At 57.5% G+C, this 14,477-nt stretch carries 12 protein-coding genes; 7 read left to right on the plus strand and 5 right to left on the minus strand.

Features of this window, described 5'->3' with window-relative positions:
• Positions 1-35: 35 nt before the first annotated feature.
• The 5 genes from msub_RS10835 to msub_RS10855 form a co-directional block, all read right to left on the minus strand.
• Complete coding sequence (locus msub_RS10835; RefSeq protein ID WP_048496030.1) at positions 36-2,147, minus strand: FUSC family protein; 2,112 nt, start codon at positions 2,145-2,147, stop codon at positions 36-38.
• A 10-nt stretch (positions 2,148-2,157) separates the two neighbouring features.
• Positions 2,158-3,021, minus strand: coding sequence for an efflux RND transporter periplasmic adaptor subunit (locus msub_RS10840; RefSeq protein ID WP_048496031.1), 864 nt, complete (start codon positions 3,019-3,021; stop codon positions 2,158-2,160).
• A gap of 3 nt (positions 3,022-3,024) precedes the next feature.
• A complete protein-coding gene (locus msub_RS10845; protein WP_048496032.1) occupies positions 3,025-3,231 on the minus strand; it encodes a DUF1656 domain-containing protein in 207 nt (68 codons plus the stop codon).
• A 118-nt stretch (positions 3,232-3,349) separates the two neighbouring features.
• Positions 3,350-5,119 carry a DEAD/DEAH box helicase gene (locus msub_RS10850; protein ID WP_048496033.1) on the minus strand — a complete coding sequence of 590 codons (1,770 nt, stop codon included), beginning with the start codon at positions 5,117-5,119 and terminating at the stop codon, positions 3,350-3,352.
• Between the two features lie 41 nt (positions 5,120-5,160).
• Positions 5,161-5,616 carry a CopD family protein gene (locus tag msub_RS10855; RefSeq protein ID WP_048496034.1) on the minus strand — a complete coding sequence of 152 codons (456 nt, stop codon included), beginning with the start codon at positions 5,614-5,616 and terminating at the stop codon, positions 5,161-5,163.
• A gap of 378 nt (positions 5,617-5,994) precedes the next feature.
• Here msub_RS10855 and msub_RS10860 point away from each other — a divergent pair, with 378 nt between their 5' ends.
• The 7 genes from msub_RS10860 to msub_RS10890 all read left to right on the plus strand — a co-directional run bounded on the left by msub_RS10860 (position 5,995) and on the right by msub_RS10890 (position 14,240).
• Positions 5,995-6,201: a cold-shock protein gene (locus msub_RS10860; RefSeq protein WP_048496035.1), complete on the plus strand. Its 207-nt coding sequence runs from the start codon at positions 5,995-5,997 to the stop codon at positions 6,199-6,201.
• A 235-nt stretch (positions 6,202-6,436) separates the two neighbouring features.
• Positions 6,437-8,890 carry a sensor domain-containing protein gene (locus msub_RS10865; protein WP_048496036.1) on the plus strand — a complete coding sequence of 818 codons (2,454 nt, stop codon included), beginning with the start codon at positions 6,437-6,439 and terminating at the stop codon, positions 8,888-8,890.
• A 186-nt stretch (positions 8,891-9,076) separates the two neighbouring features.
• The gene (locus msub_RS10870) at positions 9,077-11,068 is read left to right on the plus strand and encodes a hypothetical protein (RefSeq protein WP_048496037.1); all 1,992 of its coding nucleotides are present in this window, start codon (positions 9,077-9,079) and stop codon (positions 11,066-11,068) included.
• A 120-nt stretch (positions 11,069-11,188) separates the two neighbouring features.
• Positions 11,189-11,500 (plus strand): TIR domain-containing protein, encoded by a 312-nt coding sequence (locus msub_RS10875; RefSeq protein WP_048496038.1) that lies wholly within the window; start codon positions 11,189-11,191, stop codon positions 11,498-11,500.
• A gap of 233 nt (positions 11,501-11,733) precedes the next feature.
• Positions 11,734-12,282, plus strand: coding sequence for a hypothetical protein (locus msub_RS10880; RefSeq protein WP_227506704.1), 549 nt, complete (start codon positions 11,734-11,736; stop codon positions 12,280-12,282).
• A gap of 36 nt (positions 12,283-12,318) precedes the next feature.
• A complete protein-coding gene (locus msub_RS10885; RefSeq protein WP_048496039.1) occupies positions 12,319-12,933 on the plus strand; it encodes a PEGA domain-containing protein in 615 nt (204 codons plus the stop codon).
• Positions 12,934-13,286: 353 nt separating this feature from the next.
• Positions 13,287-14,240, plus strand: coding sequence for an MBL fold metallo-hydrolase (locus msub_RS10890; RefSeq protein ID WP_048496040.1), 954 nt, complete (start codon positions 13,287-13,289; stop codon positions 14,238-14,240).
• Positions 14,241-14,477: the final 237 nt, after the last annotated feature.

Consider the following 14,477-nt stretch of genomic DNA (forward strand, 5'->3'; position numbering starts at 1 on the left):
GCGGGTCAACCGCGAGGGCTTGCAGGCGTTTAGCTTTATGATCGGCCCGAGACCACGGCGGCGCCCTGCCCTCTCTTCGATTGTGGAGCCGGTTTGCCGGTCGTTTCCGCCACGGTGCGAGCGGTGCGTTCAAATGTCAGCGCCAGACGCTCAAACATGCCTTCGATGATGGCGGTCTGCTGGTTGGGTTCACCGGCCTCTTCAATCGCACGCAGCAGATTGGCGCTGGCTTCCCTGAAATCCGGATGGAACTGGCCCTTCGAGCTTTCCAGATAGGTTTTCGACAATGCCTTCTGCCATTCCAGCAGGCGCAGGTTGACCGATGCGGAACGGTGTTTCTGGATCAACCGGCGCAGGCGGATGGACACATGCCCCAGGTTCAGCCCGGTGAAGCCCAGGTCAGTCATGTAGCGGTCGCTGGAACCGGTGCCCTGATCGAAATTGGCGATCCGCAGCAGGCGCTCCCCCATGCGGCCATTGAACCAGTTCTCCGGGTGTTCGTGATTGTCGATGTCCAGCAGATCCCTTGCGGTGGCGTGGATCAGACGACGTTGCAGCAACTGGCTGTCCGGCGGTGAAATGAGCCTGAACACCCAGCATAGCACGCTGATCCCGACAAACAGCCCCAGCGCCGTACTGACCGCCGTGTCGGCGTTGAAGGTCATGTTGTTGCTGGGTTGGGTGATGATGGTAAACGGAATGCAGAAGCCCAGCCCGTATGGCAGCGTGGGCCGGCTCGCCAATACCAACAGGCCGACAAAGTAGGGCCCGGCCAGGACCAGCACCAGCATCTCGAAGTCGCCGCTGCTGCGGGACAACAGGCCCAGACCGAACAGCAGTGCCACGGGAATCGACACCATGGTGCCGATCAGTACCCGCGGCAGGATGACGGACAGGGCAACGAGCGAGAAACGCGAGAACATCACCGAGAAGACAACCGGCATGATCATCAGCATGATTGCAGCCTGGCTGGCCGTCTGTACCCATACGATGGCTCCGATCAGGAACACCGCGGCCGTCCGCAACCCGTTGACGGCGCCCACCAGCGGATCACGATGGGTCTTCAGGCGCGGCGCATTGAGCAGTGTCTGGTCGCGATTCTCCAGCGCATTGTAGGCGCGCAGTACCACCACCAAATCGCCCACCATTTCCAACGCCGTCTGGCTGAGGCGTGAAACGATGGCCTCCTCCCCTTCCTGCTGGTCACGCAGCTGCTTCAGTTGGCGGCGCAGTTGCTGGGCCAGGCGATAGCCCTCTTCGTAACTGTCGGTCTCGGCGATTTGCGCGAGCTGCCGGCGCATGAGTGCGAGCAGCTCGGCAAAGGCGGGCGAGACCAGTTCCGCATGATTGCGGCGGAAACGACCGATAATCTGCGTCACCGCCAGCAGGGACAGGATGCGGTTACACAACAGGCTCGCGGCCCGGCCCCGCCCCGGCCCTTCGGGGCCTTCGTACGCCACCGCGCTGGAGTCGTCGTTCACCGCCACCAGGGTTTCCAGAATCTGGTCGGCATGTTTGTGGCGTTGCTCGTGGGAGCTGTCCGGATCCAGCTCCACTGTGATGTATTCCAGCGTGCCGTTGATGGCCGATCGGGCCTGCGCGCGCAGGCTGTCCTTGACCTTCAGCGGCCACAGCAGTTGGCTGACCAGCATGGCGCAGATGGCCCCCACGGTAATCTCGCTGATACGGGCCTGGGCGATGGCAAACACCGCCTGGCTGTCGGCGGCACTGGCATTAGCCATCACCAGCACGACCACCAGGCCGGCGGTCATGCCCGCCATGGCAAAGGCATAGATGTAGTTGATGCTGTGGACCATGGACGCCGCGGCCGAATTGAGCCCGATCCACACGGTCAGACACCCCAGCGCCAGCACCGGATAGCCCGACAGGAACGCCAGGATCAGGATACCGACCCCACCCCCAACCACCGATCCGACGATCTGGCAGATGGCCTTCTCGATCACCAGGCCGCTCTCGGGCCGGATCTGCAGGAACACCGCCGAGACCAGCGCCCAATAAGGCCGGTCCAGTTGCAGGTACATGGACACAAACAGCGCCAGGGCCATCGAGATCACCCCTTTCAGGGCAAAGATGACCGCACGCCGCTCCGGCATCAGCAACTGGGCGAGGGCGGGATGCAGCGCCATGGGCCAGGCCCTACTGGTCGTCGCCGAGGTAGATGGAGACGGTCATCCCGGCGCTGATATTGACGTCGTCCGGCACCGGGTCCAGGGCGATATCGACCGGAATACGCTGGGCCAGCCGCACCCAGTTGAACGCCTGCTGAACCTGCGGCAGGAGCTGGTTGTTGCTGCTGGTGTTGCTGTTGGCAATGCCCCTGGCGATGCTGGTCACGGTGCCGGTCAGGGTTTCGCCGCCGCCCATCAGCCTGATCCGGGCCTCCTGGCCGGGGTGTACCCGCTGCAGCTTCGTTTCCTCGAAATAGCCGGTCACGGAAAAGGACCCGGACTTGATCAGCGAGATCACGGGATTGCCCCGGGTCACGTAATTGCCTTCCCGCAGGCTCAGGTTGCTGATGGTGCCACTCTCCGGCGCCACCACTTCGGTGCGCCCAAGATCGATCTGGGCGGTATACAGCTGGGCCTGGGCCAGGTTATAGGCCGCCTTGGCAGACTCCGATTTGATGCGGTAGGTTTCCAGGTCCTCTTCACTGATGGCCCGACGCCCGGACAGCTGCTGACGCCGCTTGTACTTGTGTTTGGCCAGTTCCCAGGCAATCCGCTTCTGATCCACCCTGGCCTTGGCCTCTGTGACGGCCGCCTTGTAACGGGTGTTGTCGATGTGGAAGAGCACCTCGCCTTGCTTCACCGTCTGGTGATTACGGACGGCCAGATCTGTGACCCAGCCGGACACATCTGGCGCAATGGTGATGACGTCCGCCTGAATCCGGCCATCGCGGGTCCAGGGTGAATACAGGTAGTGGTTCCAGACCCAGGTACCGGCGGCGATTGCCACAGCGACCACCAGAAGGGTCGTCCCTACACGTAACAGCTTTACCATGTGTCAGGTCCATTTTCCGTACAGAAAGACAACCGCCGCCAGGAAACAGACGAAAAGCCCGACGTCGAACCACGCTTCCTTCCAGATCAGTCGACGCAGGTCCAACTGGTGAAGAACCAGGCGTGTGGCGAACGTCAGCGCAAAGGCGATGGGCACAAACACCACCAGTGGGCTGAACAGCATTCCACCAAAACCCAGTTCATGCAGCATGGGCACCGGATCTCCATCGTTACCGGAAGAAAGTCAGAGCAAATCACCCGAAACACACTCTCGGCGATCGGAACTCCCCTGGAAGGATAGTTGAAGCCGTCGAATCCTGGGGGACGAATTATGCCTCATTCGCCTTCCGATACTGCCCCCGATAATCAAAAATCCGCTCCTGAACCTGCCAATAATGCTTCTGCTTGCGGGCAATCACAAAATCCGGGGCCGACAGTAAGGCCTGGCTTTCAAGCACCTCATCCGTCTTGCTGAACGTTCTTGGCGCCTGGCCATTCGCGAAACGACGCCCGAACAGTTTATTGAAGACTGTGCGCTGCGCGGGCTTGCTGAAATCAAACGACTCGCCGAGTTCTTCCCCATCTTCACCGTGATAGGTAATCCTCAGTTTGCTGTCATTAACGCCTAACGTGATCCCGGCACAACGGATCACCATGGCATCCTTGAGTTTCAGAGCATCTCTGAGCTGATCGTCCGGGTCGATAATGGCTTTTTGGCACTGATGGCAGTTGCGGGCCGCGATATCATTCTCGCCACCGCAGTGTGGGCACTCCTTGAACCGGAACCGGTAATCACACTGTTGCGGGCGCCCGTTCTGCCCGGCAGCTTCATCCCCGTCCGCAGGTTCCAGCAGCCCCTGGCAACGGCGCCCGTAATGCTCAACTACACGGCCATCACTGTCGATTTTGCCCCAGAAGATGTTGGCAAACCCACAGTCCGGGCAGAACACCTGCACCGGTTCACTGTCGGGGTTCGGTTTCGGCTCCCCTACCTCCGGGTGATGCAGATTCACATGGTTACCCGCGTAATCAATCACCAGGCAGTCCTGTTTGCCTTCGTCCAGGCGTAAACCGCGGCCCACGATCTGCTGATACAGGCTCACCGACTGGGTAGGACGCAGAATGGCAATAAAGTCCACATGGGGCGCATCAAAGCCCGTGGTGAGCACGGACACATTCACCAGATACTTCAATTGTCGCTGTTTGAAGCGCTGAATCAGCAAGTCCCGATCCTTCAGATCGGTCGCACCGGTCACCAGGGCGGCCTGATGTTCCGGCAGATAGCCGGTGATCTCCCGTGCATGCTCCACCGTCGCCGCAAAGATCATCACGCCCTGGCGCTCTGCGGCCAACTCCATCACCTGTTCGATAATGGCCCTGGTTACCCGCTGATGTTTGCTCAGCAGCTGGTTGACGTCTTTCTCCGCATATTCGCCGAAGCGGCCCTGAGCCAGCGCGGAGAAATCGTATTGTGCCACCGCCGCATTCACCAACTCGGGCCGGGTGAGATACCCCCGATTGATCATGTAGCTCAACGGCAGTTCATAGATGCAGTGCTGAAAGGGCTTATCCTCTTCACTTCGAACAAAACCCCGGTAGTGATAACGATAGATCCAGCCCATGGCGAGGCGATAGGGTGTGGCGGTAAGCCCGAGCACCTTGAGGGAATCGTTCTGTTGCCGCAGCAGCTCGATGATCCTCTGATACTGACTGGTTTCCTCGCCGCTGACCCGATGGCACTCATCAATGATGACCAGCGAGTATTCATCCCGGAACTGATCCAGATTCGCCGATACCGACTGCACACTGGCAAAGGTCACCTGATGCCGGTTTTCCTTACGCCTCAACCCGGCGGAGAAAATGCCGCCCGCTAACCCATAGCTCTGGTATTTGGCGTGATTCTGCTCCACCAGCTCCTTTACGTGGGTCAGCACCAGAATCCTGCGCCGGGCAAGGCGGGCCAACTCGGCAATAACCAGGCTTTTGCCGGCGCCGGTGGGCAACACGATAACGGCGGACTCATCCGATTTGCGGAAATGACTCAGCGTGGCGGCAACGGCTTCCTGCTGGTAAGGGCGGAGCTTGAAAGGCGCGTTCATTTTGTTACGAAAGCAGGCTTTGTCGTCGTTTTCCAGTTGGCTTACAGATAGCGACCGCCAGCACCGACCACCACCACAACCAGCCCAAGAATCAGGTTGGTGCCCACCAGCTTGCGGATCTGAGCCACCTGGCGCCCGCCCTCCTGGGGATCCTGGTTGGCAACTGCCTGCTTCAGCCGCCGGAAGGGGGCAAAATAGACATGGAAAAAGAGCAGCATCATCACGATCCCCAGCGCCTGCATCACATGGATATGCCAACCGGCACCCGCCATGCCACCGAACACACCGAAGACCATCCAGTAACCGGTCACCAGTAACAGGATCACCGCTGCCCATACCCACCGGAAAAATCGGGACAGAGTACAACACCAGAGCGCGCCCCGCTGCGACGCATCAATCACCTCAACCACCGCCGGCCGCATGGCCATGTAGGCGAAAAACATGCCGCCAACCCAGATCACGGCGGAGAGAACGTGCAGTGCAATGGCCAGACTCATAAACCAACTCCGGAACAAAAATGTGTGCGATGAGCATAAGCTGCACCCGCCTCAAAACCAACTCTGTCGATCGCTGGCCAATAACGACGCAGCAAATCCCGATAAAGCCATTCAGCATGACCATGTCGCTGCTCCGGTTCACAGGAAAGGTATTTCCCCAATATCCGAAACTTTGCTATGCAGGGCCTGTTAATTAGCGTACCGTCTCTTTCGTTGGAAAGATTTAGCAAAGCATTTCACGAATAAGACCTCTTGTGTTACCACACCTTTTGTCCTGTTTTTGATCCTGCACGTTTTTTTGTTTCCCGCATATCGCTGATCAAAGATCACAACGATCTTTTGGCGGCACCTTATTGATTAATTTCAGGATAGCTATTTATGTCTACAATTACCGGTAACGTTAAGTTCTTCAACGAAGCAAAAGGTTTTGGCTTTATCACTCGTGAAGGCGGCGCCGACGTCTTTGTTCACTACAGCTCTATTCAGGGTAGCGGTTTCAAAACTCTGGCCGAAGGCCAGGAAGTTGAGTTCTCCGTGACCCAGGGCCAGAAAGGCCCGCAGGCAGAGAACGTTATTGGCCTGTAAATAACAGCCAATACGTCATGAAGAAAGGCAGCCTCGTGCTGCCTTTTTTTATGGAAAATCGAAAACCCGACTCCAAATGCGTCCGCCAGCTAACGGCATGGTGAGCTCCGATTACGTTTGAGCTTTTCTGCTATGATGCCTGCAGGTTGCAAAGACGCTGGCCGACACACTGGAAAGGCTTGCTGCGTAGAACGGCATCTGCCTGTTTGCATAAAGGGATTTTGAGGACTGGTTTATGACAGGGACGTCAGATAAACACGAGATTTTCACTGATCTCACTGAAGCACTGGCCATGGCTTTCTCAGTGATCTGTGTGGCGGTCATCGTCAAGGACGGAGATTCCCCGAGCCATCTCATCGGCGATCCGGAGACAGCGCAGCTGCTAATGACGTTGGACAGCGTTCAGGCGACATTGGCTGACGGGCTCTCCAGAACCGAAGTGCCACCACCAGGCACAGCCCTGGAAGCAGCCGCCTTCATTGCTGTTGAACCCCTGAACATTCCTCACCAGGAATCCGTGGCCACGGTGGTCGCATTCGCAGGCAAACACCTGGATGATTGCGAGCGCGCAGTTGCACTTCTGCACTCACTGGTGACGGAAACGCTCAATGAGTTAATGTTTCTGAGGCAAACACCCTTTCTGGCAGCTGCTTTTGCGGAAATCGAATGTGGTGTAACAATCGCCGATCCCAATCTGGAAGACACGCCTTTAGTCTATGCCAACGCCGCATTCGAGCGTATGACGGGGTATTCAAAAGCGGAATTATTGGGTCGTAATTGCCGCTTTCTTCAGGGTGATCTCCAAGACCAGCCCAGTCTTCGCACTATTCGCAATGCGCTTGCGCGTGGCACAGACTGTACTGCCGTAGTGACTAACTTCCGCAGTAACGGTGAGTCGTTCGAAAACCGCCTCAAACTTCGGCCCATCCGGGCGCATGACGGTAAGATCTCTCACATAATTGGTATTCAGCTTGATGTCACAAGAGAACACTCCGCTCTCGAATCTCTGGCGCTGCAAAAACGCCGCTATGAAAGTCTCATTGAAACGCAGTCAAGCTACATCTGGCTCATGGATGCAGACGGAGAGCTTAAGAGTGTGCCCGAGAAATGGCTAGAGCTTGCTGGTCTTCCACCCTCGAGCGACCCGCCAGAGCTGCGGGCGATCCGCAGTGTCCTGACTCCGGAGGCAGCACAAGCTTTCCATGAGGGGTGGAGCAAAGCCCTCAGCAATCTGACACCGTTTGAAGTGATCTATCAGCTGCCGGCCCAAACCCTATCCCCCAGGTGGTTTCTGGACCGCATTACGCCGGTGCGCGATGATGAGAACAGACTTCTTGAGTGGATTGCCTCGTCTCAGGAAATCACTGAATTGATACGCGCCGAAAAGGAAATTGAGCGTGCCGCGTATGAGGACCGTCTGACTGGTCTACTATCGCCGGAAGGCTTTGCCCAGCGCCTTGACGAGCATCTCAGAGCGCGGGATCTGCACCCGGCCAGCCCGGTGGTAGTAGTCGACATCAGAGCCCTTAGAGAAATCAATAACACCCGTGGTTATGACGTTGGCGATGAAGTCCTGAGGGAGGTCGCCCGGCGACTGACCTCCGAGTTGGGGCCAAGCGCACTGGTGGCGCGCACCGGCGGTGACGAGTTCACCGTGCTTGCACCACTTGAAAATCAGCGCACTCGGCGTCAATTGCGAAAATGCATGGCAGCCGTCTTCGGTGTCCCTTTTGAAATCAGAGGCTTTTCCTTCAACGTGGAAGCATCTTTCGGCTACGCCCGGATCCGCAGCAGCGCCGGGGACGCCCGGAAGCTTATGACCGATGCGGCATTGGCGTTGCACCTGAGCCAGTTGAATCCGGCGTTGACCTGGTCCCAATACACAAAAGCGCTCGAGCGTGAAACGCGCAAAACCGTGGAACTCACAACGAAGCTACGCCACGCTCTGGAAGCAGAGCAACTGGAACTCTATTACCAACCTCAGGTTGATCTCGAGAGCGGGCGCATCATCTCGGCGGAATCTTTGCTGCGATGGAATCATCCGGAGATGGGTTTCATACCGCCAGACCAATTCATCCCTCTGGCGGAACAAAGTCAGCTCATCGGGCCGATAGGAGATTGGGTTCTGCGCCGAGCCTGCCGGGACCTCAAGGCGTGGAAAGATGCGGGCCTGGGGACCTGCCCGGTGTCGATCAATGTATCCCTGATCCAGTTCCAACTGGGGTCTATTCCAGACACAGTGCGCCGGGCATTGACTGACTTCAACGTCGCACCGGAGGAGTTGACCCTGGAGATCACAGAAAGCGTCTTCGAGCAGCACGGCAGGGCCTTGAAGCAGGATCTGGAAGCCCTCAGTGCGATGGGAATTCGGCTGTCCCTGGACGACTTTGGAACAGGCTATTCGTCTTTGGGCCATTTAAAAGACTATCAGTTCAATGAGATCAAGATAGACAAAAGCTTTGTTAGCCAGTTGGACGAGGGTGATTACGCACAAGCGATCGTCAAAGCAACGATCTTCATCGCCGCAGCACTTGGTGCAGATGTCGTTGCCGAGGGGATTGAAGCATCAGAGCACATAACGACTTTGCGGCAACTTGGATGCACAAAAGGCCAGGGTTACTATTTCAGCCGGCCTGTACCCGAACCCATTTGGCATCAATTGCTTATCAACAAAAAAGTGCTTCCCTGACGGCCGGGAGGTTGGGTGGCGGCATGCGCCAGGATGTCGACCGGTTGCTAAGTGCTATCCGGCGGTTACAACGCCATGCGCGGGCATGGGGGTATTAAATGCGGTTGACTGCCATGAAGAAGGCGGTCTGAAAAAACAAGACGATCAAAGTTGACACAGTTCAAGGTTCGCTCAAGGATGATTGTCATGACCAGATCTAAAAATGACATCGAAAACCAGAGCAGCGGTACGCCAGCAAACCTTGTAACGGCCTTTGAAGACGCCGTCAGCCGCCTGGCTGAAGTCAATGCCGTGGAGGGTGTTTCGCCCGTATTCGAAGTGATTGAAGCGGCAAAGTCCCTGGTGCTCAGCCCCGAAGGGCTGGAGGCAATTTACCAACGTGTCCCGGCCATCGAATCGGCCGGGTTCTTTGGTGGCAGCGATTGGGACTTTCCCCAGACACTGGTGCCCTCCCTCGCTGCACGCACGGTTCGACACGGTGAGCCAACCGAAACACTGGTCGAATGCCTGAGCCAGATTCGCCTTTTGGCGGTGGCCAAAGGCGACTGCATACACGCCTCAATCTCGGCGGAACATGCCCATCATTTCCTCGCCCAGGTGATGGCGATGAACCTTGATCTGGTGGTCAGTGACGACCTGCAGGAAAGTGATCGGCTGCGGCCCGATCAACTCGGCCATGCCGTTCAGAACCTGTACCACTTCCTGCTTCAGCATCTGGGTTATGAAAACCTGCTGGAACACCTGGTGGCTGAAGTCTGGCGAATTCTGGAGCAACGCCCGGTGCAGGTTGAGGGCGTCAAACAGATGGTGACCCAGATTGCCGTCTGCCTGAAAAAACCGGACGCCCTGGGCGGTGAAGTCAGCGACGACGCCCTGCAACTGATCAACGCCCTGTTCAGCCCCACCGAAGGTTGCCGTGAAGACCCCGGCTTTGAAGTCTATTCCGAACGACTGGCGGAAATGGACGACGCCACCCTGATGCGAGAGGCCATCGCCTTTGCCCGGGCCATGCACAACACCGGCCTGGTGTCCGCCTATATGCCGGTGTTCATTCGGTACCTGCGTGACCGCTGGAATGCCCTGATTCCCACAGCCCTTGGGCTGAGTTACACCGGTGCCGATGCGTTTCACTGCTACCCCGCGCTGATACACCGCCTGATTGACGACGCCGTATTTCCCGAAACCAGCCAATGCACCTATGGCCTGGCCATGATGCTGGAACGGGGCATTCTCTACTCGCCCCCAGTGGCGCCATCCCTGTGGCGCCAGATCCGCATGACGCTCTGCGACGCCGCAGCCGAGAAAATCGCGACCGTCTTCGGCGGGGCTCGCTCACCCGAATGCGTCTTACTCGCCGACGTACTGAACGTACTGGGACGGCCACTGGGCGTCGGCCAGGGCAACTACCCTACCTGCCAGTCCACCCGCGCGCTGTCCATGTGGGCCTACAACATGCCCGCAGAATTACTGCGTATCCTTGCCTGGGCGGCGCGGGACGATGAAATCGTCATGCGGTTCGAAGGCAACAGCATTTCTTCACGGGAGCTCGGTGCAGGGCTGGCAACCGAGCCACCCGTTGATGTCGATGCCGTTTCCCTGCTGACCGTGCCGCATCTGGACCGCATCTATTTTGAAATGGGGCGACGCAGCGTTGGCCGAGGGGAAGACCCTCATAAATGGGTCAACGCCGAATTTCACGGCGACCACGTCGGCCACGGATTTCGCATCGCCGTAGACGTTTTTACCGGCGGCCTGAAAGACTTCGAAGGGTTTGTCCGGGATTTCTACGCCGCCTATCACCCCTTCTATAACGGCAACATTCCCGTGATCAATCCGCAGCCGGCCGGCATTGCAGTAACTGACAGCGCCACACGCTTTCTAGGCTGGCACGCCATCACCATCCAACGGCTCGCAATGGATAAAGACAAGACCATGCGCGTGTACTTTTTCAACCCCAACAACGACAGCGGGCAGAACTGGGGCCAGGGCGTTATTACCTCAACCCACGGCCACGGCGAACTGTTCGGCGAAGCCTCCCTGCCCGTCGCCGAATTCGCCTCCCGGCTGTACGTGTTCCACTATGACCCGATGGAAAAAGGCGATCCGGATGATGTCCCGGCCGATGAGGTTAACCGGGCCATGGAACTGGCCCGGGGCAGTTGGGCCTCAGCCCGGTAGTCAGCGACTCCTTGCTTTCCATGCCGGATGTGTACTATGCCAACACAACTCCAAGCCTTGAACCTATTACTGTGAGCACCCTCCATCGACGTGAAAAAGGCCACCCAACACTGCCCCCCCATGGCAAAGCCAAAACGAATCTACCTAGCCGGCCCGGAAGTCTTCTTCCCGGCTGAAGAACACCAGGCCATCGTGGCCGAGAAAAAACGCCTGTTTCAGGACTACGGGTTCGAGGGCATCGACCCACTGGACCGCCGACACTACCGGGAACGGACGAGCTCAACCGGTCTGGACGAACTGGGCCACACCATTGAGGACTTTGAGATGAGCGACAACCTGATGTCGGCAGCGCCTTTGTCGATCGCGTATATCAAGAAAGTAACAAAGCCGAAGCCCTTGGCGTCATTCCATGAGGTGAGTGAGCCCTTTTGATTCACTGGCGGTTCCCTGCATAGTCTATTTTCGGCGCCTGGCAGGAGTATGCTGCCTACCTGACAAGAGATTCGGCCGAGTTCCTCCAAGCGATTTCACGAGATTTTACTCCGCTTACCCCCTCAGTCCGTAGCATGGTCACCAGCGCTCGGCTACCATGGCCCGCTGCCGCTGAGCCTCCGCTCAGCGGTAGGCAATACTCAAAAAAACAGATAAGTAAAAAGGAACCGACTGTGCGAAACGCAAGGATTCTGGCGGTGCTAGCCGCTCTGCTCTACCTTACCGGCTGCGCCTCCGGCGCCCAAATGGGCAACATGGTGTATGACGGGCCAGTGAAGGCCTACGACACAGCCCTGGAAAACAATGTGGATGTCACCAGCGTATCGGGCGGCGAGAAAACAAACCCCGCATGGACCTCCGAGATCGACAACGACGCCTTCGCGGGCGCTCTGAAACAAACCCTGCAGAAACAGGGACTGCTCTCCGGCTCTGGCCGCTATCAGCTCGAAGCTCTCCTGCTGGAAGTTGACCAGCCTATGTTCGGGCTGGACTTCGAGGTAACCACCCGCGTGAAGTACATCCTGACCGACCGCGACAACGGCGCAGTTGTCTTGAATGAAACGATCGCCGCACCGTACACAGCCACCGTTGGCGATGCCTTCGTCGCCATCAAACGCCTGAGGCTGGCCAACGAAGGATCCGGAAAAGCGAATATCCAGGGTCTGGTTGAGAAACTCTCCGAACTGCAAATCCAACCTGGCGACATCTCCCTCGCGCAATAACTTTTCTGGAATTCAGCACTACTACAAGGAAGCACCATGAAGTATCCGCTACTACTCACACTGGCCGCCATCGCGTTTCTGTCTACCGGTTGCGCATCGGTGGTCTCCGGAACCGACCAGAAACTTACCTTCAACAGCGAGCCTGAAGAAGCTACCGTTACGGTTTCCGGCCGTGTACTCGGTAAAACCCCACTGACTGTGCCGGTGGACCGGGGCTCCAACCAATCCATTACCTTTGAAAAGGAAGGCTACGAGACCTACACCGCTCAGCTTTCCACCACAACCAACCCGTGGTTCTTCGGTAATATCGTGCTTGGCGGCCTGGTGGGTTCCACTACCGATGGCGTCTCCGGTGCCATTCACGAGTTTTCCCCGGACCAGTACTTTGTCACCCTGCAGCCAAAGACACCCACCGGCGTCTCAACCTCCAGGCCGCGACAGATCAAGGAAATCATCATCGCGTTCAGCGGAGAGTTTCGCCACCAACTGGCCGCCGGTGGGGGTGAAAAAGTGGACACTGTCGTGCACTTGCTGGGTATCGACGCCTCACAGAAAGGCACCACCGTGCGGGCGCTGAACCAGCTTGCATTGGCGAACGAGAACGACCTTGAGCTGGCTGAAATGATTATTGAGGTTTACGACGTTCAGTAACGGTTCACTCTCGAAAACCGGGGCGGGCGGGTTCCGGTTTTCCTGGGCTTTTGGTCAGTTACCAAATAAGTGGCTGCAAAGACTTCAACAAGTCAAAGCCCAGTTGCTGACACCAACTCATCGCCTCCGGCGCCACCAGCCTGTCCTAACCCGGATCCTTCGCGTAATCAAAGATCATTCGCCGCTCCCCTGTTTGTTGTTATTGTGTGTACGTTAAGACCCGACCACGCTATCACGTCCGGCCGCGATGTTCGCCAAAGGACCTGAACAAGTCCAAACCGGGTTTTCATACGAACCATACACTCTCGATCAATCGTGTATCTTTCCCAAAACAAGGAAACGGAGTGAATACTATGCCTTTGACGATCAAGTGGTTCCTTTCCGTAATCACGGCATTAACGATGGCCAGTGCCGCCCAGGCGGAAGCGCCGCTTAAAAAGGAGCAGGCGCCGGGCTATCACCGGATCATGGTGGGTGATTTTGTTGTGACCGCCCTGTCCGATGGAACAGTTGAACTGCCCGTGGATGACCTGCTGCTGAACACCACCAAAAAGCATGTGCATGAAACCCTGGCCGAGAATTTCCTTTCCGCGCCCCTGGCCACTTCGGTGAACAGTTATCTGATCAACACCGGCGAAAAACTGGTGCTTGTCGATACGGGCGCCGGCAGCCTGTTCGGCCCGACTCTCGGTTTCCTGGTCGAAAACATGAAGGCAGCGGGCTACACCCCCGACCAGGTGGATGAGATCTTCATTACCCACATGCACCCGGACCACGTCGGTGGCCTGGTGTCCGAGGGCGAGATCGTGTTCCCCAACGCCACGGTCCGCGCCCATCAGCAGGACGCCGATTATTGGCTCAGCGAAGCCAACCTGGAAGCAGCGTCGGAAGAGGCCAAAGGCTTTTTCAAGGGCGCTATGGCGTCGGTCAATCCTTACGTGAAGGCTGGCCAGTTCAAAACCTTCAAAAAGAACCAGGAGCTGGTTCCGGGCATTTCTTCTGTAGCGGCAGTGGGCCACACTCCGGGGCATAGCATGTACAAGGTGGAAAGCCAGGGCCAGACCATAATGCTGTGGGGCGATCTGATCCACGTGGCTGCCGTGCAGTTCCCCGAGCCTGACATTGCGATTCAGTTTGATGTGAACAGTGAAACCGCTGTAAAAACCCGCGCGGAAGTCTTTGCCGATGCACGGGAGAAGGGCTACCTGGTTGGCTCTTCACACCTTTCATTCCCCGGCCTTGGCCACCTGACAGGGGCGGAAAGGGGCTATGAGTTCATTCCGGTCAACTACGACAGCGAGCTTTAACACGCTACGCCCCTGCCGTTGCCACAACGTTCAGGGGCTGGTTTTCCAAGGGCCCGGTTTTCGAAGTTTAACAATTCATCACCAAGCAAATAGGCAGTACCCGAAATCACTGCTAGGCTCGTTCAGATAGCCGCAGACAGCGTAAGAGCACAGAAATCCGCCTCCGTTTTTCTCACCGGCCTCCGATCTGCGCCAGTACCTTGTGACATCCATGAACGTTCGCGTCGGAACCAGCAC

Origin of the sequence: Marinobacter subterrani (assembly GCF_001045555.1) — a bacterium.
Lineage (GTDB): Bacteria > Pseudomonadota > Gammaproteobacteria > Pseudomonadales > Oleiphilaceae > Marinobacter > Marinobacter subterrani.